This is a genomic window from Phytobacter cepae, from assembly GCF_054165735.1.
Genome location: NZ_CM135107.1, coordinates 2,939,719 through 2,961,576 on the forward strand (window position 1 = coordinate 2,939,719; position 21,858 = coordinate 2,961,576).

The following is a 21,858-nucleotide window of genomic DNA, read 5'->3' on the forward strand; positions in this document are numbered from 1 at the left end:
ACAGACTTACTTATTCAGTTCAGCCAGGCTCAACCAGGTTTGCACCACGGTGTCCGGGTTCAAAGAGAGGCTGTCGATGCCTTCTTCCATCAACCATGCAGCGAAATCTTCATGGTCAGACGGCCCCTGTCCGCAGATACCGACATATTTGCCCTGTTTCTTCGCAGCCTGAATTGCCATCGAGAGCAGCGCTTTTACCGCCTCGTTACGTTCATCAAACAGTTCAGAAACCACACCAGAGTCACGATCCAGACCCAATGCCAACTGCGTCATGTCGTTCGACCCAATGGAGAAGCCATCGAAGTATTCGAGGAATTGCTCCGCCAGCAAAGCGTTCGATGGAATTTCACACATCATGATGATTTTGAGGCCGTTCTCGCCACGTTTAAGCCCCTGACGTGCAAGCTCTTCCACCACTGCTTTTGCCTGGTCTACGGTACGGACGAACGGCACCATAATTTCCACATTGGTCAGGCCCATTTCGTTGCGCACGCGTTTAACCGCATCACACTCCAGCGCGAAGCAATCACGGAAGCTATCAGCGACATAGCGGCCTGCCCCGCGGAAGCCCAGCATCGGGTTCTCTTCTTCAGGCTCGTAACGTTCGCCACCCACCAGGTTGGCATACTCGTTAGATTTGAAGTCGGAAAGGCGCACAATCACCCGTTTCGGGTAGAATGCAGCACCCAGCGTTGAGATGCCTTCGGTGAGGCGGCCAACATAAAACTCTTTCGGTGAATCGTAACCCTTCATCAGCTCACGAATCTCACTTTGTAATTTCGCGTCCTGATCGTCGAACTCCAGCAAGGCTCGTGGGTGCACACCAATCATGCGGTTGATGATAAATTCGAGACGCGCCAGGCCAACACCTTCATTTGGCAGACAGGCAAAGTCAAACGCTCTGTCCGGGTTACCCACGTTCATCATGATCTTCAACGGCAGCGGCGGCATTTCATCAATGCTTGAGCTTTTAACCGAGAAGTCCAGCATATCTGCGTAGACATAACCGGTGTCGCCTTCCGCACAGGAGACGGTAACGTTTTCACCCTCTTTAATACGGTCTGTCGCATCGCCACACCCGACCACGGCCGGGATCCCCAGCTCGCGGGCGATAATCGCCGCATGGCAGGTACGACCGCCACGGTTGGTGACAATCGCCGAGGCTTTTTTCATGATCGGTTCCCAGTCCGGGTCGGTCATGTCGGTTACCAGTACATCACCGGGCTCGATGCGGTTCATTTCACTGATGTCATGAATCACTTTCACCGGCCCTGCGCCAATGCGATGGCCGATAGCGCGGCCTTCGGCAATGATTTTCCCTTGCGCGTGCAGGGTGTAGCGTTCCATAACTTTGCCGCGTGAACGAACGGTCTCCGGGCGCGCCTGCACAATAAACAATTTGCCGGTATGGCCATCCTTCGCCCATTCGATGTCCATTGGACGCTGGTAGTGTTTCTCAATCTGGACAGCCTGCTTCGCCAGTTCCTGGACTTCGCTATCGGTCAGAGAGAAGCGGTCACGCTCGGCCTGCTCAACATCTTCAATGCGAACCTGCTTGCCATGCTCCTGGGTGGGTGCGTAGACCATGCGAATCTTTTTCGATCCCATAGTACGGCGAACAATGGCCGGACGATCGGCAGCAAGCGTTGGCTTATGGACATAAAATTCGTCCGGGTTAACGGCGCCCTGCACCACCATCTCACCCAGCCCGAACGCGGAAGTGATAAAGACCACCTGATCGAAACCGGATTCGGTATCAATCGAGAACATCACCCCTGCGGAACCAATATCCGAGCGTACCATTCGCTGCACACCGGCTGAGAGTGCGACGCCACGATGGTCGTACCCCTGGTGAACACGGTAGGAGATTGCCCTGTCGTTAAACAGTGAAGCAAACACATGTTTCACCGCCACCAGAACCGCATCGTAGCCCTGTACGTTTAGGAAGGTCTCCTGCTGCCCGGCAAATGAGGCATCCGGCATATCTTCCGCTGTCGCAGAAGAACGCACCGCAAAGGAGGCCTGCTCATCATCAGCCGAAAGTTGTGCATACGCCTGGTGAATGGCCTCTTCAAATGCCGGCTGGAACGGAGTATCGACAATCCATTGACGAATCTGGGTACCGGCTTTTGCCAGCTCGGTCACATCATCAATGTCCGTTTTATCCAGCAGGTCATAGATGCGTTGATTCAGACCGCTTTGTTCCAGGAACTGGTTAAAGGCGTCGGCGGTGGTCGCAAAACCATTGGGTACAGAGACCCCCATACCTGACAGATTGGTAATCATTTCACCAAGAGAGGCGTTCTTGCCTCCAACTCTGTCTACATCATTCATGCCGAGTTGGTCATACCAAAGCACCAGCGGAGACGAGCCATTATTGGACATCGAAACAATCCTTTTGTGATATTTGAATGGATAATTAACGCTCGGATAACGAAATCATCCTGGCATAATTATTCTTCTGAAAAAAACGGTGAATCGTTCAAGCAGTTTTATTTTTTACCTTTTCGGACAGTTTACCGCCGATTGGTAAGGCATTGATTATCATCGCAGCAACAAAACCATTCGCTTCGTAAGCTCTTAATAAAATTGAACTGTGCTTTTCATTAAAAATAAAAATAGCGTTTCATTTTAAAAAATGAAAAAAGGCGCTACGCAGTTATCAGACTTTAATTTATGCTTTTAGATAATTATCAATGACTATCAGGAAGAGCAAAATGGACAGTGCCGTTGATCGCCAGGTGTTTTATATTTCCGATGGTACCGCTATCACCGCTGAAGTATTAGGACATGCGGTGATGTCGCAATTTCCGGTATCGATAAACAGTATCACGCTACCGTTTGTTGAGAATGAAAGCCGCGCCAGGGCGGTCAAAGACCAGATTGACGCCATCTTTCAGCAATCTGGTATCCGTCCGCTGGTGTTTTATTCCATTGTGCTACCGGAAATCCGCACAATTATTTTACAGAGCGAAGGATTCTGTCAGGATATCGTTCAGGCACTGGTCGCTCCGTTGCAGCAGGAATTAAAATTGGAACCAACGCCTATTGCGCATCGCACGCATGGGTTAAATCCAGGCAATCTCATTAAATACGATGCCCGTATCGCCGCTATCGATTACACCCTGGCGCACGATGATGGTATTTCGTTGCGCAACCTCGATCAGGCGCAGGTGATTTTACTGGGCGTGTCACGGTGTGGCAAAACACCCACTAGTCTTTATCTGGCCATGCAATTCGGCATTCGCGCAGCGAATTATCCGTTTATTGCTGATGACATGGATAATTTAGTTTTACCTGCCTCCTTAAAACCACTTCAGCATAAATTATTTGGTCTGACCATTAATCCTGAACGCTTAGCGGCTATCCGAGAAGAACGCCGCGAGAACAGCCGATACGCGTCGATGCGTCAGTGCCGCATGGAAGTGACGGAAGTCGAAGCGCTGTATCGCAAAAACCAGATTCCCTGGCTTAACAGCACAAATTATTCGGTTGAAGAAATTGCTACCAAAATTCTCGACATTATGGGGCTCAGTCGCCGCATGTACCAATAAGCTAGTACATGAGTAATGTTTTTGCTATCATGCGGGCCTTGAATGTGATGCCTATCACAACCTGCTATTGAATTAAGCGGTGATTGGTTTATGGTGTGGCATCGCCTCCGGCATAGCGCCGTTTGAGCAAAAAATTTTTGAGAACGCTGATGAATAAAACCGATGAACTTCGCACTGCGCGCATCGACACTCTGGTGACGCCAGAAGAGCTTGCGCAGCGACATCCCGTGACCCCAGCGGTCGCGGAGCATGTCACTCAGTCCCGACGTCGTGTAGAAAAAATCCTCAATGGTGAAGATAAACGTCTGTTAGTGATTATTGGTCCTTGCTCCATCCACGATCGGGATGCGGCAATGGACTATGCTCGCCGTTTGCAAATCTTGCGGGAAAAGCACGATACGAAACTCGAAATTGTTATGCGCACCTACTTCGAAAAACCGCGCACCGTGGTGGGCTGGAAAGGCTTAATATCCGATCCTGATCTCAACGGCAGTTATCGTGTTAATCATGGTATTGAGCTCGCCCGTAAACTGCTTTTGGACGTGAATGAACTGGGGGTTCCGACCGCAACCGAGTTTCTTGATATGGTGACGGGGCAGTTTATTGCTGATTTGATCAGTTGGGGAGCGATTGGAGCACGGACTACCGAGAGCCAAATCCACCGTGAAATGGCATCTGCCCTCTCGTGCCCCGTGGGCTTTAAGAACGGGACGGATGGCAACACACGTATTGCTGTCGATGCAATTCGTGCCTCACGCGCCAGTCATATGTTCCTCTCGCCAGACAAGGACGGTCAGATGACGATTTATCAGACCAGCGGCAATCCTTATGGTCACATTATTATGCGCGGCGGCAAAAAACCTAACTTTTACGCCGAGGATATTGCCAGTGCCTGTGAAACGCTCAGGGAGTTCAATCTGCCCGAGCAACTGGTCGTCGATTTTAGCCATGGTAACTGTCAGAAGCAGCATCGCCGTCAACTGGAGGTGTGTGATGACGTTTGCCAGCAAATTCGCGCGGGCTCATCGGCTATTGCCGGTGTCATGGTTGAGAGCTTCCTGCAGGAAGGCACGCAAAAAATTGTTGCGGGTCAGCCACTGGTGTACGGCCAGTCGATTACCGATCCCTGCCTGAACTGGGAAGACAGTGAAACTCTTCTGGACCGCCTCGCTGCCGCAGTAGCGACACGTTAACGCCCCTTGCGCCTGCCTTAACCCTGGCAGGCGCAGAGCACTTATTCAGTAAACTTATCAATTCTTTGAATAATACTTGCCGTCATCAGATGAAGTATCGATAATGATTATCAATATAACTTGACTCTCATTGCGATCTATCATGTCTAACAGGGATAACACCACCGCTCAGGCTGAGCCACCAGCGACGAATGCAAACCCCGCCAGCATCCTGCCTGGCGATCGACGCATCAGCAGCCAGGACCTGCTCGGAAAGTCCGCCCGCATTGTTATCATTCATCAGGGACAAGAATACCTGCTGCGTCAAACCCAGGCAGGCAAACTTATCCTCACTAAATGAGTGTCGTTTAACTCGAACAACTCACTTCAAGACGCTTGCCCCAGTCAGGCGGCCGCCTGCTGTAATCATCGTCGCGGTCGCGATACGGTTCACGCAATACCGCATGCAGGCGATAAAGTTCATCCGTGTTTCCTTGCTCTGCCTGTTCGATCGCACGCTGTGCCAGCCAGTTGCGCAACACCACCGCAGGGTTAACGCTTTGCATAGCCTGTTGACGTGCCGCATCTTCAACCTGTTCCGCCAGTAAGCGTTCACGATAGCGCGTATACCAGCTGTCAAAGGCCTCGCGGTCAATGAACTCATCGCGCAGCGGTGACTGTTGCTCCTGTTGCGCTGTATGACTCAACAAGCGGAACGTGCGGGTGTAATCGCTTCCTTCTTTAGCCATCAGTGAGAAAAGGCCGCTCAGCACCTCATTGTCTGCCTTCTGCTGGGTAAAGAAACCGAGTTTCTGCCGCATCAGCGTTCCGTACTCGTTCAGGAGGACCTCCTGATACCCTTCCAGCGCTGCATTTAATGCATCGATACTGATAAACGGTGAAAGCGTTTGTGCCAGCCGTTGCAAATTCCACAGGGCAACCGTCGGCTGATTATCGAAACTGTACCGTCCCTGATAGTCCGAATGATTACAGATAAAGTCCGGCTTGTAGTCGTCCAGGAAACCAAAGGGCCCGTAGTCCATCGTCAGGCCCAGAATCGACATGTTATCGGTGTTCATTACTCCATGGGCGAAACCGACCGCCTGCCAGCGAGCAATAAGCTGCGCCGTGCGCGTAATCACGTCGCTAAACCACAGCACGTATTTGTCGGCCTCGTCCTGCAAGTGCGGCCAGTGATGACGGATAATAAAATCGGCCAGTTGACGAACTTTTTCCGGTTCGCGTCGGTAGTAAAAGTGCTCGAAGTGACCAAAACGGACATGGCTTTGCGCAATACGCATCATCATTGCCCCCGGCTCAGCGCGTTCACGCTGAACGGGCGTATCACTGGTGACCACCGACAGTGCGCGCGTAGTGGCGATCCCAAGCGCGTGCATCGCTTCACTCGCCAGGCTTTCGCGCAGCGTAGAGCGCAGAACCGCGCGCCCGTCGCCCATCCGGGAATAAGGTGTCAGCCCCGCCCCTTTCAAATGCCAGTCCAGCGTGGTGCCATCCGGCAACTGTTGCTCACCGAGCAGAATGCCCCGGCCATCGCCCAACTGACCGGCCCAGACACCAAACTGATGCCCACTGTAGACCTGTGCCAGAGGCGACATGCCGGGCAGCAGTGTTTCACCACCCCATACCCCCGCCCCAACCTCAGGCGTAAACAGTGATGGGGCAATCCCCATCGTTTCCGCCAGCGTTTCGTTGTGCCAGAGCACGCGGGCATTCTGTAAAGGGGTTGGGGAAAGTGAGGTATAAAAGCCTGGCAGCTCATCGCGCCAGCGAGTAATAAAAGACAGGTTCATGGTTCCTCCTGCCTTTTATTGTAGAGTGTTTAAGGAATGTTAAACAGTGGTTAAAGGTTTCTTAGACATGCACCAGGCTGGTGATCATCGGCACCGTCACCGCAGGCCACAGATTCCCTTGCATAGCGCTGAATTGATAAGGTGCGACACGTTTTAACGTTTTCTCGTCGTCAATGCCGGCAATCATGACCGAACGGCAGTAAGGCGCAATCTGCGACACAATCGCCCGCATAAAAGGCTCAAAAGAGCGTGAAGTTAAGCGCTGATGCACAAAGTTTTTATCCAGCGCGACGCGCTTAAAGAGTCCGTCGAAAATAGCTTTAGAGGTTATGTTACCGGCACCGAAATTCGCCAGCACAATGGGATAACGATCGCACAAGCGGGCTAGCTGCGGATTGTCACGGCCAAGATTTAAATCGGGGAAATTTTCAGTGATCGAAAGTTCCACAAAAGTCAGCCGGGCAACCGTGGCTGATAACTCTTCATCTGAAATTAATGCTTCAACGATGGCGGGTGAAATGTTTATCCAGGCAACGAGCTGATGCTGAATGAAAAAAAGCTTGCACGACTCGGCAAGGGCCAACTGCTCTTTAAATAAGGTCAGCGCATCCGCGGCATTGAGACGCGGTAAAATGAGCTCTACAGGGGCGCGAACATTATTCGACACCCCGACAAAATTGACGACAATTTCCAGCCCAACCAGCATGCCAAAGCCGCTGCGGGCAGGCAGAAAAGAGAGTTCTGAACTGTAAGAGTCATCTAACGATACGATCATTGCGCCAGCCCCGTTTCATGGGTGAGATCCGGCATTGATAAACAAATGCGACCATTCTCAACGTAGTTGATTTTAATAAGCCAGGCTTCATGATTTTCCATTATTCTGTTACGCGTTCCCTACAACTTCTGTCAGCTTATCCTGGATAAATTTTTCCTGCCAGCCACTTCCCGGTCACGGGAAGTCACTATGCGGCAAACCCTAGTAAAATCAAAAATATTGAAGAAATGATGAATTTTAGACGGAATATCCACGGAAGTTTGCGTTTAGTACTCATCGACGGCGGGTCAAGCCACCCGCCCGTGAGGAATCATGAAGGATGGGATTCAAATACGCCGGGCTTGCCAGAAATTTTTCCGCCAGTAGACATTATTGAGTGAGGAGCGAATCACCCCCTGACTGGTGGAGGCATGAATGAAGGCATTATCCGTATCATAAATGCCAACGTGCAGCCCATTTTCACCGGATCCTGTTTTAAAGAAAACCAGATCGCCTGGCAGCAAGTCGTCTTTATCGATCCGCGTGCCAATATCGGCCTGCGAGCGGGTGTCGCGCGGCAGCGCCAGCGCGAACTTGTCACGGAAGGTCATCATGACAAAACCGGAGCAGTCCACGCCATTCCGGCTCATCCCACCATAGCGATACGGCGTCCCGCGCCAGTCACGAAGCTGATCGTTCAAACCCGCAATGACGGTAATTGAATCTGAAAGCCGTGCGTTAGGGGGCGGTGCGCGATGGCTGCTGCATCCTGCGAGCACTAATGTTGCCACTAAAAGAAACCAGATGCGCATTCTGGAAAACCTCATTTATCGTTATGCAGGAATAATTTAGCGTGTGAATTAACTTTTGCGCAAGCAGGTTTAACCTCACACCTCAGGAATGAGCATTCGATGGCCCGCCATGTCGAGACGGCGAAAGGGAATGCCATAAGCGTGGGTAAGATTTTGCGAAGTCATCACAGCGTCACGCGGTCCCGCTGCCAGCAGTTTTCCTTGACTCAGAAGCCAGACCTGGTGGGCATGACGCAACGTATGATTCAGGTCATGGCTGCTCATAATAATCGTTATTCCCTTTTGCACCAGCTCGCTTAAAATGCGGTCGAGCGCCGCCTGTTGCGCAACATCAAGGCTGTTCATGGGTTCATCAAGTATCAGCAGTTGCCCTTCAGGATTGACGACCGGATGAATTTGTAAAATGACGGCTGCCAGACGTACGCGTTGCCATTCCCCCCCCGAAAGTTGATTCACCGGTCGACCCAGTTTGTCGCTCAACCCCAGCGCCTCCGAGATAAGGCGACTCAGCTCGTCATGAGGGCGTGTGTGCTGATGCAGGGAGAGGTAGTGCCACACGGGCATGGCAAACGGCGGCGTTTGTTGCTGCGCCAGATAAGCACGCTGCCGTGCCAGCACGGGTGCAAGCACCGTGTCGAGAGTCTGCCCGGCTAAGATAACCTCGCCAGCACCGCGCGTCACACCCGCCATACGGGCCAGCAAGGTGCTCTTTCCTGCGCCGTTCGGCCCCACGAGATGCAACATAGCCCCCTGAGTGACCGAGGCCGTTACCGGCCCCAGCCTGCCTGCATCCTCAACGTTGTGAAGTTGCAGCAAGGTCATTATTTTGCCAGTGCCAGCTTAATAGCTTCCATCACGATAGGATCTTCCGGCGTCATATCCGGGGAAAAACGCTGGATAACCTGACCATCACGACCAATCAGGAATTTTTCAAAATTCCACAGAATGTCGTCCGGATAGAGCGGTGCACGACCTTTGCTTGCCATGCGTTCATAAAAGCCGCTTTCCTCGGGTGCGACGGCTTTCGGTGCTGCTGCAATCAGTTTGCTGTAAAGCGGATGACGTTTTTCACCGTTGACATCAATTTTGGCTGACAGGGGGAAGGTCACGCCGTAAGTCGTACTGCAGAAGGTTTTGATTTCTTCTTCACTGCCCGGTTCCTGACCAAGGAACTGATTGCACGGGAAGCCGAGAACGCTAAAGCCGTCTTTCTCCCATGCTTTGTGAATGTTTTCCAGTTGCTCATACTGCGGCGTCAGACCGCATTTTGACGCCACGTTCACGATCAGCAGAACCTTACCCCGGTACGTATCCAGCGAAAGAGTTTCGCCATCAATCGTTGTAATCTCAGTGTTCAAAATATCCTGGTGCATAGCATCCTCTCAGTTGAAAGACAGGTCACGCGTCTTAGCGCCCGACCCTGGACATTAATAATAGCCAGATAAAAACAGGTGCGCCCAGTGTTGCGGTCACCACGCCTACGGGCAGCTCTGCCGCGTTGAGCGCCAAACGTGCCACCACATCTGCAAACAATAACGCGATGGCACCTGCCAGTGCCCCGGCTGGAAGCAGTACACGATGATCGGTCAAGCCGCACAGCCGCAGCATATGGGGGACGACCAGGCCGATAAAGCCAATCGACCCCGCCAGCGCAACGCTGACGCCAACCATCCAGCCCGTCGCGACCACAAGCAGGTTGCGCCATAGCCATAGTGGCAACCCTAACTGACGGGCAGACGTTTCGCCGAGGGCCAGAATATTCAGCGGTTGAGACTGGAAACAGACCCAGACCATAACGGGCAACAGCGCCAGCATCAGCCAACTTTGACGCCAGTCGACACCGCCAAATCCGCCCATCATCCAGTACATTAACTGGCGTAGATCGAAGGAGGTGGAAAAGTAAATGGCCCAGGTCATCAGCGCGCTACAAATAATGCCCAGTGCCACACCTGCCAGCAGTAAGCGGCTGGTAGACAGTTGACGCCGGGCGAAGCGCAACAGGATCACGGTGACCACCAGCGCTCCGGCAATGGCACACAACCCCAACGACCAGTCAGGTAATGTGCCACCGCCCAGTAATACTGCCGCAATTAACCCTACTCCGGCGCCGTTAGAGACACCGAGCAATCCGGGTTCCGCGAGCGGGTTTTCAAATAGCGCCTGCATAATGGCTCCCGAGAGGGCCAGTGCAGCCCCGACCAGTAATACAGCAAGCGTTCGCGGCATACGAATCTGCCAGACGAAAAGCTGCCCATTGGCATTAAACCACTTACCAGGCGCAATCCACTGGTCCCCAGCACACAGGCTTATCATCACGGCGAGCAGCAAAAGGAGCGTCAGACCCGCAAGCCATTGGCTGTTCCGACGTCGCTGTCGTTGAGCATATCTCTGCATGGCATTTCGTTAATCGATCGTTAAGGCTGTTGATTTTAAAGGCGCTAACGTGGAGTGGAAAGAAAAAAGGCCGCTAAGCGGCCTTTTTAGTTAGATCAGATTATTCTTCTTTAGGCGAAGCGTTTTCGACACGGCTCTTCAACTTCTGACCGGGTCTGAAGGTCACCACACGCCGCGCTGTAATGGGAATATCCTCGCCCGTTTTCGGGTTTCGACCCGGGCGTTGATTCTTATCACGCAGATCGAAGTTACCAAAACCGGAGAGTTTTACCTGCTCACCGTTTTCCAGAGCACGACGGATCTCTTCGAAAAACAGCTCTACCAGTTCTTTGGCATCCCGCTTGCTAAGCCCAAGCTTATCAAACAGATATTCTGACATTTCAGCTTTTGTAAGCGCCATAGGTTCAATCCCTCAATGATGCCTGGAATCGCTCTTTTAATGCCTCTACACATTTGGCAACGGTAGCGGCAATCTCCTCTTCTTCGAGTGTACGGCTGGTATCCTGAAGGATCAGGCTAATGGCGAGGCTCTTATGCCCCTCCGCAACACCCTTACCGCGGTACACGTCAAATAAGTTTACGCCAACTACCTGATTTACGCCAACTTTCTTACATTCGTTCAAAATATCTGCCGCAGGGACATTTTCAGCCACGACAACAGCGATATCACGACGGTTTGCCGGGAAGCGCGAAACCTCCTGCGCCTGAGGAACCACGCGGTCTGCGACCTTGTTCCATAACAATTCAAAGACCAGCGTACGGCCATTGAGATCCAGCTTACGTTCAAGTTCTGGGTGCACCACGCCAATGAAACCAACATATTCATCTTTCAGATAAATCTCGGCAGATTGACCAGGATGAAGCGCAGGATTATTCGCTTTGCGGAATTCAATAGCGGACAGTTTGCCCGTTAAGTCCAGCAATGACTCCAGGTCGCCCTTCAGATCGAAGAAATCAACGCTCTCTTTTGCCAGATTCCAGTGCTCATCATGACGGTTTCCGCAAATGGCGCCACCTAACATCACGTCCTGGCGGATCCCCAGCGGGGCCTGAGTATCAGGCACAAACCGCAAACCGGTCTCGAAAATACGAACGCGGTTCTGTTGACGGTTCTGGTTATACACCACGGTGCCCAGTAAGCCGGTCAGCAGAGAGAGACGCATCGCGGACATTTCGCTGGAGATCGGGCTTGGCAGGATCAACGCTTCTTCACCCGGATGGATCCACTGCTGAATTTTAGGATCAACAAAGCTGTAGGTGATCACTTCCTGATAGCCTTTATCGTTAAGCAGCGTTTTTACACGCTTCAGCGACAGGTCGGCTTCACGGTGAGAACCCATCACCAGGCCCGCCTGAACCGGCGCATCAGGGATGTTGTTATAACCGTACAGTCGGGCAACTTCTTCCACCAGGTCTTCTTCGATTGCAAGATCGAAACGCCAGGCGGGTGCAACAGCGTGCCACTCGTCCTGACCTTCAGTCACTTCGCAGCCAAGACGCTTAAGGATATCGCTGACCTCTTCATCGGCAATAGTGTGTCCGATCAGGCGATCCAGCTTACTACGACGCAAGCGGATGGTTTCACGTTTTGGCAGCGTGGCTTCATTGGTCACATCAATGATCGGACCGGCTTCGCCGCCGCAGATGTCGATTAACAGACGGGTTGCACGCTCGATTGCTTTGTACTGAAGCGCCGGATCCACGCCACGTTCATAGCGGTGAGAGGCATCCGTGTGCAGACCATGGCGGCGCGCACGGCCAGTAATGGACAGCGGACTGAAGAAAGCAGACTCCAGCAGTACGTTTTGGGTTTCATCATTCACACCTGAATGCTCACCGCCAAAAATACCGCCCATCGCCAGCGCTTTGTTGTGGTCGGCGATGACCAGCGTATCGGCGTTCAGCTTAGCTTCGGTGCCGTCCAGCAGTACCAGGGTTTCCCCCTCGTGTGCCATACGAACGACGATACCGCCCTCAATGCGATCTTTATCGAAGGCATGCATTGGCTGGCCCAGTTCGAGCAGCACGTAGTTGGTTACGTCAACCACCGCATTAATGGAACGAATACCGCAGCGACGCAGTTTCTCTTTCATCCACAGCGGCGTTGGCGCTTTAACATTGATGCCTTTGACGACGCGACCCAGATAGCGTGGGCAGGCATCAGAGGCGTCAACCTGAATGGATAACGTATCGGCGACGGTTGCCGCGACCGGTTCGATTTCCGGTTCAACCAGCGGGGCTTTGTTCAACGCAGCCACATCACGGGCAATACCGATGATGCCAAGGCAGTCGGCACGGTTTGGCGTAACACTGATTTCAATGGTGTTATCGTCCAGTTTCAGGTATTCACGAATATCGGTGCCAATCGGCGCGTCCGCTGGCAGCTCAATAATACCGCTATGGTCGTCAGAAATACCCAGCTCAGAGAACGAACACAGCATTCCTTCTGACGGTTCGCCACGCAGTTTTGCTGCTTTGATCTTAAAATCGCCCGGCAGCACTGCACCCACTGTTGCCACCGCCACTTTCAGCCCCTGACGGCAGTTTGGTGCACCACAAACAATATCCAGCAGACGCTCACCGCCAACATTGACTTTGGTGACGCGCAGCTTATCGGCATTGGGATGCTGACCGCATTCAACCACTTCACCCACAACTACCCCGTTAAAAGCGCCTGCAACAGGTTCTACTCCATCAACTTCGAGACCGGCCATGGTGATCTGATCCGAAAGCGCGTCGCTATCGACAGCCGGGTTAACCCACTCGCGTAACCACAGTTCACTAAATTTCATTGTTCTGTCCTGCCCTTATTTAAACTGTTTCAGGAAACGCAAATCGTTTTCGAAGAATGCGCGCAAATCGGTCACGCCGTAACGCAACATGGTCAGACGTTCCATACCCATACCGAAGGCAAAGCCAGAATACACTTCCGGATCGATGCCAACGTTACGCAGCACGTTCGGGTGCACCATTCCACAGCCAAGCACTTCAAGCCATTTGCCGTTTTTACCCATCACGTCCACTTCAGCAGACGGTTCGGTGAACGGGAAGTAAGACGGGCGGAAGCGAATTTGCAGATCTTCTTCAAAGAAGTTGCTCAGGAAATCATGCAGCGTCCCTTTCAGATTGGTAAAGCTGATATTGGTATCAACAATCAGGCCTTCCATCTGGTGGAACATTGGGGTGTGGGTCTGATCGTAATCGTTACGATACACGCGGCCCGGGGCGATGATACGAATCGGTGGCTGTTTGTCTTTCATGGTACGAATCTGTACGCCCGAGGTCTGCGTACGCAGCAGACGGGTCGCATCGAACCAGAAGGTGTCATGATCGGCACGCGCCGGGTGATGACCAGGAATATTCAGCGCATCAAAGTTGTGGTAGTCATCTTCAATTTCTGGACCGGTTGCCACGGTGAAACCGAGTTCACCGAAGAAGTGTTCAATACGGTCAATGGTGCGGGTCACCGGGTGAAGACCACCATTTTCAATACGACGGCCCGGCAGGGAAACGTCAATGGTCTCGGCCGCAAGACGGGCATTCAGCGCTGCGTTTTCTAAATCGTATTTGCGCGCATTTAATGCCTGTTGAACCTGTTCTTTTGCTTCGTTAATCACCGCTCCGGCAGCCGGGCGCTCTTCTGGCGGCAGCTCACGCAGGGTGGTCATCTGAAGGGTCAAATGCCCTTTCTTACCCAGATATTCAACACGTACGTTATCTAACGTAGCGACATCTGAGGCATCATTAATGGCTGCCCGTGCACTGGCAACCAGCTCTGCGAGATGTGACATAATTTTCCTCGTTATGTCCTTGTTATTGGACTTTTTACTTAAAATTCAGACACAAAAAAAGCCTCCTGTTGGAGGCTTTTGGCGTTAATTTTCCGTTTCTTCTTTCACGCACTCGCCTCCCGGGTTCAGGTGCTAAAGTAAAAAAAGAAGCGGAAAATAGCAGCATTCATGCTTGCGTTACCTTGTGTGGTAAAAACCGGGCACCTTATTGAAAGGGCTCATCGGATAAATGTCAACGTAGTGACAGGGTTAAAACGAAAAAGAGGGAGACAAGCTCCCTCTTTCAACTGGCTTATGCCAGTGCTGCTTTCGCTTTTTCGACCAGAGCGGAGAACGCTACTTTGTCGAATACTGCGATGTCAGCCAGGATCTTACGGTCGATTTCAACAGAAGCTTTTTTCAGGCCGTTGATGAATTTGCTGTAAGAAATACCGTTCTGACGTGCTGCTGCGTTGATACGCGCAATCCACAGTTGACGGAACTGACGCTTACGTTGACGACGGTCACGGTAAGCATACTGACCTGCTTTGATAACAGCCTGGAAGGCAACGCGGTATACGCGAGAACGCGCACCGTAGTAGCCTTTAGCTTGTTTCAAAATTTTCTTGTGACGTGCACGGGCAACTACACCACGTTTTACGCGAGCCATATGTGCTCTCCTGTATCTATTCTAATTAAAAAGTTAAAAAACGTTAACGACTTATGCGTACGGAAGGCACGCGATTACCAGACCCAGATCGCCTTTAGAAACAAGGCCTTTTGGACGCAGGTGACGTTTACGCTTAGTAGATTTTTTGGTCAGAATATGACGCAGGTTTGCGTGCTTACGCTTAAATCCACCACCACCGGTTTTTTTGAAGCGCTTAGCAGCACCGCGTACGGTCTTAATTTTTGGCATTTTAATAACTTCCACTTCGCATTGTTAATAAACGAAACAAAGGCGAGCAAATCCTGCGAAGCTTTCGCTCCACAGGAATCGCTACTTGAAGGCCTTACTGTTTCTTCTTAGGAGCGAGCACCATGATCATCTGGCGGCCTTCGATCTTCGATGGGAAGGATTCGACCACTGCCAGTTCACTCAGATCGTCACGGACGCGATTAAGCACTTCCATACCGATCTGCTGGTGAGCCATCTCACGACCGCGGAAACGCAGCGTGATCTTAGCTTTATCACCCTCTTCCAGAAAGCGTACCAGGCTGCGGAGTTTTACCTGGTAGTCGCCATCGTCGGTGCCAGGTCGGAATTTAATTTCCTTGACCTGAATAACTTTTTGTTTTTTCTTCTGTTCCTTAGAAGACTTACTCTTTTCATAAAGGAACTTGCCGTAGTCCATAATACGACAAACTGGCGGTTCGGCGTTAGGGCTGATTTCAACTAAATCTACTCCGGCCTCTTCAGCCTTTTCGATCGCTTCTCTCAGACTCACAATACCCAGCTGCTCACCTTCCAGACCAGTTAAGCGAACTTCCTGGGCGCGAATCTCGCCATTGATACGATTCGGACGTGCCGTTTGAACTCGTTTTCCGCCTTTAATACCTTATTCCTCCAGTTGTTGAAGACTGCGGCTGCGAATCTCTTGTTGCAGCTTCTCAATCACTTCACTTACGTCCAGGCTGCCCAGGTCTTTACCGCGGCGGGTGCGAACGGCCACTTTGCCTGCTTCCACCTCTTTATCACCACAGACCAACATATAAGGGACACGACGTAAAGTGTGCTCGCGGATTTTAAAGCCAATCTTCTCGTTTCTCAAGTCCGCTTTTACACGAATGCCCGCATTTTGCAATTTTTGGGTCAATTCGTTGACATATTCGGCTTGAGAATCAGTGATATTCATCACCACAACCTGCACGGGTGCCAACCAGGTTGGGAAGAAACCGGCAAATTCTTCGGTCAGAATGCCAATAAAGCGTTCCAGTGACCCAAGAATTGCACGGTGAATCATCACCGGTACCTGACGTTCGTTGCTTTCGCCTACATAAGAGGCGTTCAAACGCTGCGGCAGGGAGAAGTCCAGCTGTACAGTACCGCACTGCCAGGCGCGATCGAGACAGTCATACAGGGTAAATTCAATTTTCGGACCGTAGAATGCGCCTTCACCCAGTTGATACTCAAATGGGATATTATTCTCTTCCAGCGCAACCGCCAGATCCGCCTCAGCACGATCCCACATTTCGTCACTGCCGATACGTTTTTCAGGACGAGTGGACAGTTTGACAACGATTTTCTCGAAGCCAAAGGTGCTGTACATATCATAGACCAGTCGAATGCATGCGTTCACTTCATCACGTACCTGTTCTTCGGTACAGAAGATGTGCGCATCATCCTGAGTAAAGCCACGAACGCGCATCAGGCCATGCAACGCGCCAGATGGCTCGTTACGATGGCAGCTACCAAACTCGGCCATACGTAGCGGCAGGTCGCGGTAGGATTTCAACCCCTGGTTGAAGATCTGCACGTGACCCGGGCAGTTCATCGGCTTGATGCAATACTCGCGGTTTTCAGAGGATGTGGTAAACATCGCATCTTTGTAGTTGTCCCAGTGGCCGGTTTTTTCCCACAGCACACGGTCCATCATGAACGGGCCTTTCACTTCCTGGTACTGATACTCTTTCAGTTTAGAACGAACAAACGTTTCCAGTTCACGGAAAATGGTCCATCCATCGTTATGCCAGAATACCATACCCGGTGCCTCTTCCTGCATGTGGTACAGGTCGAGTTGCTTACCAATTTTACGGTGGTCTCGTTTTGCTGCTTCTTCAAGACGCAGTAAATAGGCGTTCAGGGCTTTTTTATCGGCCCATGCGGTGCCATAAATACGCTGCAGCATTTTGTTGTTGCTGTCGCCACGCCAGTAAGCGCCGGCTGTTTTCATCAGCTTGAAGTGATGACAGAAACGCATATTCGGCACGTGCGGACCGCGGCACATGTCGATGTATTCTTCATGATGATACAAACCAGGTTTGTCATCATGGGCAATATTTTCGTCAAGAATAGAGACTTTATAGCTCTCACCGCGTTTAACAAAGGCTTCACGCGCCTCATGCCAGCTGACTTTCTTCTTGATAACGTCGTAGTTTTTCTCGGCGAGCTCGTGCATACGCTTTTCGAGCGCGTCGATGTCTTCCTGGGTCAGCGTATGGTCGAGGTCAACATCATAGTAGAAGCCGTTATCGATGACCGGGCCGATGGCCATTTTGGTGTTTGGCCACAGCTGCTTAATCGCATGACCTAACAGATGCGCGCAGGAGTGACGGATGATTTCCAGACCGTCTTCATCTTTTGCGGTGATGAGAGAGAGCGTGGCATCCTGTTCAATGACATCAGACGCATCAACCAATTCGCCGTTTACACGACCGGCGATGGTGGCTTTCGCAAGCCCCGGGCCAATGTCGAGAGCAACGTCCATCGGGCTTACAGCATGATCAAAATGGCGTTGACTGCCATCAGGAAGAGTAATTACTGGCATTTCATATCCTTAATTCGCAGTGGTGACCCACACGTAAGATCACATGCAAAATCATTTTTCAATTTACTATCAGCAGGTTAGCAAAGGTTTTTATCTTCACTCTGATAAATGTGTACATTCATGTGTACCAAATATGAAATGTACCCTTCACTTCTGTCGATAAGCTCACTGCAATAGTACACGTCTCAGCACTTTGTTAAAAGTTATGTGTTTACATGTCAGATAACTGGGCAACCATCCTCATCCGCTCGCAACACAAAAAACTTAACCTGACCGATCACCACGATACCGTCCTGGCCTTCAGCCTCATAGACGTCGCCATCCGGCGTGACGAACGCATGTCCGTGCAGTCGTACAAACTGAAATCCAACGCTCCCCCCAATAAGCAGGGTGTCACCCTGTTCAATGCGAACTGGTTGCGTTTCAACAATCGCGTACCCGGTTGCGGTGTCTATCACTCCCGTTGTCGGGGTTAATCCGCAAACGGTGTTCAGGTCTATTCTTTGCTCTACGTAATCCTGAGCTGGACTCGGAAACCCCATCAGTGCACCATCCCCATGTTGCGCAGCAGCCAGAGACGATTTTCACTGTGGTCTGACGTCTGGTCCGCAAAATCAAACTGGTAACGGATGATCCAGTTGTTTGCATCCTCCCGGGTGAAATGCCAGTTTTTCACGGCCAGTTCCCTGATGAAATCATCAGTTCTCAGCCACAGATAGCCCTTCGGGTTTCTCATCAGCGCTGCTCTAAATGCGGTACCTATATCGTCTCGGCGTGGCATGATCTGCCCTCAATAATCACTGTATATGCAAACAGTAGTTTTAATTGAGGGGCAAATCAATACTGGTTTCAGCTATCAATTTTTACGACTGAATATCTGACTGATTTTGGTTGAAGGCTACCAGAGCTGGCACTTCCAGATGACGAACAAAACTCATGGATGCTTTGTGGAGTTGGCAAAATATCCTGGGCTCAAAAGAAACCTGGTAAGGCTGCTTTATGCCATGAGCGGAATTTTCGCGCCTATAAAGAGATGACCAAATTCAGTTTGTCACTAGAGGGGATATACTGCAAAGTAATGATGGCACCTATGTTTCAGTAGCCAAATTTACTATGCCACAACAATCGGCTCTTAACATGCCAATGAAATCCAAGGTATCCACAACATAAGGATTGCTGGGATGACGGTGCTTAGTGATGCTCCGAACCTAGCTCACGTGGCTGAACCGGGAAAATGATGTAATTAATAATATTATTAATTAAGTTCAATGTTAAGGATGAAAATGTTTAGAATAAATTCAATCATGAACGAAAGTCGAGACAAGATAAGAGTCCGTGACTTTAGTGAAGACTCACATAACAATTATTACACAATTCTCACCGGTGATAACGCAAGCGGAAAATCTAGTTTATTAAGTAAGGCTATAAATTTCTTTCTGTTTAGCAATGCAAATAACACCGGTCACAACCCCGCTGTTGAACTTGAATGTTTGTCAGAGAGGAATCCTAGTAAAATCATTGCTATATGCAACTCAAGGTTTGATAGATTCACATCCAATAGAATCCTCAATGATAAATTAAATAATAAAGAAGCAACTGAAATTACAATGAGTTACATTCACCCAGAGGTAAATGACAATACTAGACGAGGGATAACTGGCATTGTTGACCAATGCATTAAAAATTCATTACGTCATAAAAACAAAAGAGGTTTGCAAGACGCTAAAAGAGTGAAAGAAGCATTTATGATGTTTGGGTTGCAATCTGATTTGCACCTTAGGTGTACTTTAAACATACACAACATAAAGTATGTCTTGTCTATGTTAAGCAGTTTGGACAATGGGGGTGCAATACTGTCTGACGAAGGTATTACGCATACCAAGAAAATTAATTATATAAAAAACGAAGAGTTAAAAAATAGAAATTTCAAGTTGGACAAGTCGATTGAAATTATATTGAGAGAAAGTAAATATAAAGAACATTTGGATGGGTTATACGATACATTGCTAATGTTAGATGCAGGGAAGTTTTCACAGGGAAATTTCAATAGTATATATTTTTCTGTTGCAGAAGGAACGATTAGCACGGAATCTAAATCTCTATTTGATGATCTTAATGAAGTTGAAATAATTGGTATTTTATTTGTATTGGATGTGATTACTGTATCTGAAATTCAGGTAATGCATCATAACTCAAAAAAAGAAGTCAACATAGTTTCACTGAGTTCTGGGCAGAGAACACTATTCGGCAATGCAATTGTATTAAGTGGATATGTAGAAAAAAACTGCATGATTTGTATTGACGAACCAGAGAATAGTTTACATCCAGAATGGCAACTTAATTTTATGCGTTTCATATCTCTTTTATGCCCCGACACTCTTGAAGCTCATATACTTATTGCGACGCATTCACCTCAAATTATTTCTGGCATGCAGTTTGATAATGGCTGTGTGCTGTCTCTAGAAAATAGAGATAATCTTGATTCAATAATAAGAAATGAAAACAAACTTGAGAAAGGTAGATTTTATGAGCTACAGCCCTTGAAAGCCTATAGAGAGCAGTCTGCTGGAAAACAACTTACCGGTGTTTTTAAAAGCCCAGGGTATAAAAATGACTTCATCATAAAAAAATTACTTTTAATACTTTCTAAGATATCGAAAACGATCGTCCTTACAGAAGATGACAATGAATTTATGCACGAAATCAGCATACTCATTAATAAAAAGAGAATACCGGAAGGAGACCCTGTACAACTGATATTCAAGCAGATTCTTAGCTTTGAATATGCAAGGAGTTCTGATGATTAATAGACCTATTGTATACAGCGAAAGATCTCAGGAATTTGTAAATACATTCAATGGAGACGCCTCGCACTGGGATGGTACGTGCTCAGTGCGTAAAGCCTTCCGCAAAGAAGTTAGAGATTATCATCGCAATGAACAAGAGTTCATATGTCCTTATTGTGGAAGATTAAGAGAAGAATTTCATGGTGGGCAATGGGATATTGATCATATTATTCCTAAATCTTCTTACCCACAATATCTTTACACTCCCAGAAATCTTGCTGTTACGTGCAAAGACTGTAATACGTATAAATCCAAAAAAAACCCGCTACTAATTACACTCGACAGCGGAGCACCCTACCCTGAGAATACTGAGTCTTACAAAATAATACATCCGCACTTTGACTCTTACAATGATCATATTACTCTAAGAAAAGATAAAAAAGGCAGGTCATATCATGAAGTAATTACAGATAAAGGCCGCGAAACTTTCCGTATTTGCAATTTAATTCGGTTCAGCGAAGCCATTTGTGGCACCTCTGAGTTTGTTCCAGAGTTAGGAACTGAAATTGGTATCACTAATAGTTTTAGTGAGTCAGTTCAAGTGTGGTTGGCGGATTATGATGATCTAAATCCTGTCGATGCGGAAATTGCCTTAAAGGCTCTGATGCAAAAAATAAACCTGCGTTGACACCTAGTCAATTGGAAATATAACAGAAAGTGTAGTAAAAAGTAGTAATGTGCGTGTTAAGCTAATTTTATTTAGCTACTTAGGGAGCGAAATGCTCCCGCTCGTTAATATACGGTAAAATTAGTGACACTTCCATCTCGCAGTAAGAAAGCCGCAGACTTCCGCTTTTCGATCTCAGCGGACACTGAGAAAGCGTAATCTGCCCGTAACCCTATTCGCAGGTTGTTAGGATTATCCCATGGGACAATTTCAGTTAGGACATAGTCCGGTAGGTTTTTTGATTGGTCCACACTCGTCAAAACCATAGACCTGATACCCTTTACTTTTCATGCAGGCAAAAATGCGTTTATTTCGACTGGTGATGTCCTGCAGCGTTTCATTCTCATAGGCCACGTTCAGCCCCCAGTTTTTGTCATCCAGATTTTGTCGACGATCGACACCGCAACTGTATAGTGCTTCCTTACGGTCGCGGATGTTCGTCCATCCAGTAACGTCCACCTTCTGAAAGACCTGTATCCACGGGACATAGTTATAATTTGATGAATCCATATCATCCACCACACATCCGGACAATTGCATGATTCCTGCCAGCAAAATCCCTGATTTAAAGTGCATAGCTGTCCTTATTG

At 49.4% G+C, this 21,858-nt stretch carries 23 protein-coding genes and 1 other annotated feature; of the genes, 6 read left to right on the top strand and 17 right to left on the bottom strand.

Annotated elements, in window-relative coordinates:
* Positions 1 to 6 precede the first annotated feature (6 nt).
* The gene (gene ppsA, locus ACUY4Q_RS13730; RefSeq protein ID WP_458043310.1) at positions 7 to 2,385 is read right to left on the bottom strand and encodes a phosphoenolpyruvate synthase; all 2,379 of its coding nucleotides are present in this window, start codon (positions 2,383 to 2,385) and stop codon (positions 7 to 9) included.
* Between the two features lie 332 nt (positions 2,386 to 2,717).
* Between ppsA and ppsR the strand changes: the two genes are divergently transcribed.
* The 3 genes from ppsR to hemP all read left to right on the top strand — a co-directional run bounded on the left by ppsR (position 2,718) and on the right by hemP (position 5,087).
* Positions 2,718 to 3,554, top strand: coding sequence for a posphoenolpyruvate synthetase regulatory kinase/phosphorylase PpsR (gene ppsR, locus ACUY4Q_RS13735; protein WP_458043311.1), 837 nt, complete (start codon positions 2,718 to 2,720; stop codon positions 3,552 to 3,554).
* A gap of 149 nt (positions 3,555 to 3,703) precedes the next feature.
* Positions 3,704 to 4,747 (top strand): 3-deoxy-7-phosphoheptulonate synthase AroH, encoded by a 1,044-nt coding sequence (gene aroH, locus ACUY4Q_RS13740; RefSeq protein WP_458043312.1) that lies wholly within the window; start codon positions 3,704 to 3,706, stop codon positions 4,745 to 4,747.
* Between the two features lie 142 nt (positions 4,748 to 4,889).
* Entirely contained in the window at positions 4,890 to 5,087 is a 198-nt protein-coding gene (gene hemP, locus ACUY4Q_RS13745) for a hemin uptake protein HemP (protein WP_458043313.1), read from the top strand.
* Positions 5,088 to 5,094: 7 nt separating this feature from the next.
* Here the strand turns inward: hemP and selO are convergent, their stop codons facing one another.
* From selO to thrS, 14 genes are all read right to left on the bottom strand, one after another.
* Positions 5,095 to 6,537, bottom strand: coding sequence for a protein adenylyltransferase SelO (gene selO, locus ACUY4Q_RS13750; RefSeq protein WP_458043314.1), 1,443 nt, complete (start codon positions 6,535 to 6,537; stop codon positions 5,095 to 5,097).
* Positions 6,538 to 6,598: 61 nt separating this feature from the next.
* A complete protein-coding gene (locus ACUY4Q_RS13755) occupies positions 6,599 to 7,312 on the bottom strand; it encodes an EAL domain-containing protein (RefSeq protein ID WP_458043315.1) in 714 nt (237 codons plus the stop codon).
* Positions 7,313 to 7,638: 326 nt separating this feature from the next.
* Entirely contained in the window at positions 7,639 to 8,103 is a 465-nt protein-coding gene (locus ACUY4Q_RS13760) for a C40 family peptidase (protein WP_458043316.1), read from the bottom strand.
* A 75-nt stretch (positions 8,104 to 8,178) separates the two neighbouring features.
* Positions 8,179 to 8,928 (bottom strand): vitamin B12 ABC transporter ATP-binding protein BtuD, encoded by a 750-nt coding sequence (gene btuD, locus ACUY4Q_RS13765; RefSeq protein ID WP_458047341.1) that lies wholly within the window; start codon positions 8,926 to 8,928, stop codon positions 8,179 to 8,181.
* Entirely contained in the window at positions 8,925 to 9,476 is a 552-nt protein-coding gene (locus tag ACUY4Q_RS13770; protein WP_458043317.1) for a glutathione peroxidase, read from the bottom strand. Before ACUY4Q_RS13770 ends, btuD begins: the two co-directional genes overlap by 4 nt.
* A 34-nt stretch (positions 9,477 to 9,510) precedes the next feature.
* On the bottom strand, positions 9,511 to 10,497 hold the full coding sequence (gene btuC, locus ACUY4Q_RS13775) for a vitamin B12 ABC transporter permease BtuC (RefSeq protein ID WP_458043318.1): 987 nt from the start codon (positions 10,495 to 10,497) through the stop codon (positions 9,511 to 9,513).
* Positions 10,498 to 10,597: 100 nt separating this feature from the next.
* The gene (gene ihfA, locus ACUY4Q_RS13780) at positions 10,598 to 10,897 is read right to left on the bottom strand and encodes an integration host factor subunit alpha (RefSeq protein WP_001229266.1); all 300 of its coding nucleotides are present in this window, start codon (positions 10,895 to 10,897) and stop codon (positions 10,598 to 10,600) included.
* Between the two features lie 4 nt (positions 10,898 to 10,901).
* A complete protein-coding gene (pheT, locus tag ACUY4Q_RS13785; RefSeq protein WP_458043319.1) occupies positions 10,902 to 13,289 on the bottom strand; it encodes a phenylalanine--tRNA ligase subunit beta in 2,388 nt (795 codons plus the stop codon).
* A 15-nt stretch (positions 13,290 to 13,304) separates the two neighbouring features.
* Positions 13,305 to 14,288 (bottom strand): phenylalanine--tRNA ligase subunit alpha, encoded by a 984-nt coding sequence (gene pheS / locus ACUY4Q_RS13790; protein WP_458043320.1) that lies wholly within the window; start codon positions 14,286 to 14,288, stop codon positions 13,305 to 13,307.
* Positions 14,289 to 14,339: 51 nt separating this feature from the next.
* Positions 14,340 to 14,463 (bottom strand) — a sequence feature (Phe leader region).
* Positions 14,414 to 14,458 carry a pheST operon leader peptide PheM gene (gene pheM, locus ACUY4Q_RS13795; RefSeq protein ID WP_001386830.1) on the bottom strand — a complete coding sequence of 15 codons (45 nt, stop codon included), beginning with the start codon at positions 14,456 to 14,458 and terminating at the stop codon, positions 14,414 to 14,416. (Overlaps the previous feature by 45 nt.)
* A 117-nt stretch (positions 14,464 to 14,580) precedes the next feature.
* Positions 14,581 to 14,937, bottom strand: coding sequence for a 50S ribosomal protein L20 (rplT, locus tag ACUY4Q_RS13800; protein ID WP_313083822.1), 357 nt, complete (start codon positions 14,935 to 14,937; stop codon positions 14,581 to 14,583).
* Positions 14,938 to 14,988: 51 nt separating this feature from the next.
* Complete coding sequence (gene rpmI / locus ACUY4Q_RS13805; protein ID WP_003030583.1) at positions 14,989 to 15,186, bottom strand: 50S ribosomal protein L35; 198 nt, start codon at positions 15,184 to 15,186, stop codon at positions 14,989 to 14,991.
* Positions 15,187 to 15,280: 94 nt separating this feature from the next.
* A complete protein-coding gene (gene infC, locus ACUY4Q_RS13810) occupies positions 15,281 to 15,823 on the bottom strand; it encodes a translation initiation factor IF-3 (protein WP_437430553.1) in 543 nt (180 codons plus the stop codon).
* Between the two features lie 3 nt (positions 15,824 to 15,826).
* Positions 15,827 to 17,755 carry a threonine--tRNA ligase gene (gene thrS, locus ACUY4Q_RS13815; RefSeq protein ID WP_458043321.1) on the bottom strand — a complete coding sequence of 643 codons (1,929 nt, stop codon included), beginning with the start codon at positions 17,753 to 17,755 and terminating at the stop codon, positions 15,827 to 15,829.
* Positions 17,756 to 17,970: 215 nt separating this feature from the next.
* Here thrS and ACUY4Q_RS13820 point away from each other — a divergent pair, with 215 nt between their 5' ends.
* The gene (locus ACUY4Q_RS13820) at positions 17,971 to 18,231 is read left to right on the top strand and encodes a hypothetical protein (protein ID WP_458043322.1); all 261 of its coding nucleotides are present in this window, start codon (positions 17,971 to 17,973) and stop codon (positions 18,229 to 18,231) included.
* Positions 18,232 to 18,296: 65 nt separating this feature from the next.
* On the opposite strand, the gene ACUY4Q_RS13825 is transcribed toward ACUY4Q_RS13820, so the two are convergent.
* Positions 18,297 to 18,491: a hypothetical protein gene (locus ACUY4Q_RS13825; protein ID WP_458043323.1), complete on the bottom strand. Its 195-nt coding sequence runs from the start codon at positions 18,489 to 18,491 to the stop codon at positions 18,297 to 18,299.
* A 547-nt stretch (positions 18,492 to 19,038) separates the two neighbouring features.
* Here ACUY4Q_RS13825 and ACUY4Q_RS13830 point away from each other — a divergent pair.
* Together ACUY4Q_RS13830 and ACUY4Q_RS13835 are read left to right on the top strand one after the other, a co-directional pair.
* Positions 19,039 to 20,562, top strand: a complete 1,524-nt coding sequence (locus ACUY4Q_RS13830) for an AAA family ATPase (RefSeq protein WP_458043324.1) — start codon at positions 19,039 to 19,041, stop codon at positions 20,560 to 20,562.
* Complete coding sequence (locus ACUY4Q_RS13835; RefSeq protein ID WP_458043325.1) at positions 20,555 to 21,229, top strand: HNH endonuclease; 675 nt, start codon at positions 20,555 to 20,557, stop codon at positions 21,227 to 21,229. The genes ACUY4Q_RS13830 and ACUY4Q_RS13835 overlap by 8 nt, the downstream gene beginning before the upstream one ends.
* 249 nt (positions 21,230 to 21,478) lie before the next feature.
* Here the strand turns inward: ACUY4Q_RS13835 and ACUY4Q_RS13840 are convergent, their stop codons facing one another.
* Positions 21,479 to 21,844, bottom strand: coding sequence for a hypothetical protein (locus ACUY4Q_RS13840; protein WP_458043326.1), 366 nt, complete (start codon positions 21,842 to 21,844; stop codon positions 21,479 to 21,481).
* Between the last annotated feature and the right edge of the window lie 14 nt (positions 21,845 to 21,858).

Bases quoted from the DNA above. Each gene is read 5' to 3' on its own strand.
- ACUY4Q_RS13825 (WP_458043323.1), bottom strand. From the start codon at position 18,491: ATGAGAAACCCGAAGGGCTATCTGTGGCTGAGAACTGATGATTTCATC.
- ihfA (WP_001229266.1), bottom strand. From the start codon at position 10,897: ATGGCGCTTACAAAAGCTGAAATGTCAGAATATCTGTTTGATAAGCTT.
- rpmI (WP_003030583.1), bottom strand. From the start codon at position 15,186: ATGCCAAAAATTAAGACCGTACGCGGTGCTGCTAAGCGCTTCAAAAAA.
- ppsR (WP_458043311.1), top strand. From the start codon at position 2,718: ATGGACAGTGCCGTTGATCGCCAGGTGTTTTATATTTCCGATGGTACC.
- ACUY4Q_RS13835 (WP_458043325.1), top strand. From the start codon at position 20,555: ATGATTAATAGACCTATTGTATACAGCGAAAGATCTCAGGAATTTGTA.
- ACUY4Q_RS13755 (WP_458043315.1), bottom strand. From the start codon at position 7,312: ATGATCGTATCGTTAGATGACTCTTACAGTTCAGAACTCTCTTTTCTG.
- btuC (WP_458043318.1), bottom strand. From the start codon at position 10,497: ATGCAGAGATATGCTCAACGACAGCGACGTCGGAACAGCCAATGGCTT.
- selO (WP_458043314.1), bottom strand. From the start codon at position 6,537: ATGAACCTGTCTTTTATTACTCGCTGGCGCGATGAGCTGCCAGGCTTT.
- hemP (WP_458043313.1), top strand. From the start codon at position 4,890: ATGTCTAACAGGGATAACACCACCGCTCAGGCTGAGCCACCAGCGACG.
- thrS (WP_458043321.1), bottom strand. From the start codon at position 17,755: ATGCCAGTAATTACTCTTCCTGATGGCAGTCAACGCCATTTTGATCAT.
- ACUY4Q_RS13770 (WP_458043317.1), bottom strand. From the start codon at position 9,476: ATGCACCAGGATATTTTGAACACTGAGATTACAACGATTGATGGCGAA.
- ACUY4Q_RS13760 (WP_458043316.1), bottom strand. From the start codon at position 8,103: ATGCGCATCTGGTTTCTTTTAGTGGCAACATTAGTGCTCGCAGGATGC.
- ACUY4Q_RS13830 (WP_458043324.1), top strand. From the start codon at position 19,039: ATGTTTAGAATAAATTCAATCATGAACGAAAGTCGAGACAAGATAAGA.
- rplT (WP_313083822.1), bottom strand. From the start codon at position 14,937: ATGGCTCGCGTAAAACGTGGTGTAGTTGCCCGTGCACGTCACAAGAAA.
- aroH (WP_458043312.1), top strand. From the start codon at position 3,704: ATGAATAAAACCGATGAACTTCGCACTGCGCGCATCGACACTCTGGTG.
- ACUY4Q_RS13820 (WP_458043322.1), top strand. From the start codon at position 17,971: ATGTCAGATAACTGGGCAACCATCCTCATCCGCTCGCAACACAAAAAA.
- ppsA (WP_458043310.1), bottom strand. From the start codon at position 2,385: ATGTCCAATAATGGCTCGTCTCCGCTGGTGCTTTGGTATGACCAACTC.
- pheS (WP_458043320.1), bottom strand. From the start codon at position 14,288: ATGTCACATCTCGCAGAGCTGGTTGCCAGTGCACGGGCAGCCATTAAT.
- ACUY4Q_RS13840 (WP_458043326.1), bottom strand. From the start codon at position 21,844: ATGCACTTTAAATCAGGGATTTTGCTGGCAGGAATCATGCAATTGTCC.
- pheT (WP_458043319.1), bottom strand. From the start codon at position 13,289: ATGAAATTTAGTGAACTGTGGTTACGCGAGTGGGTTAACCCGGCTGTC.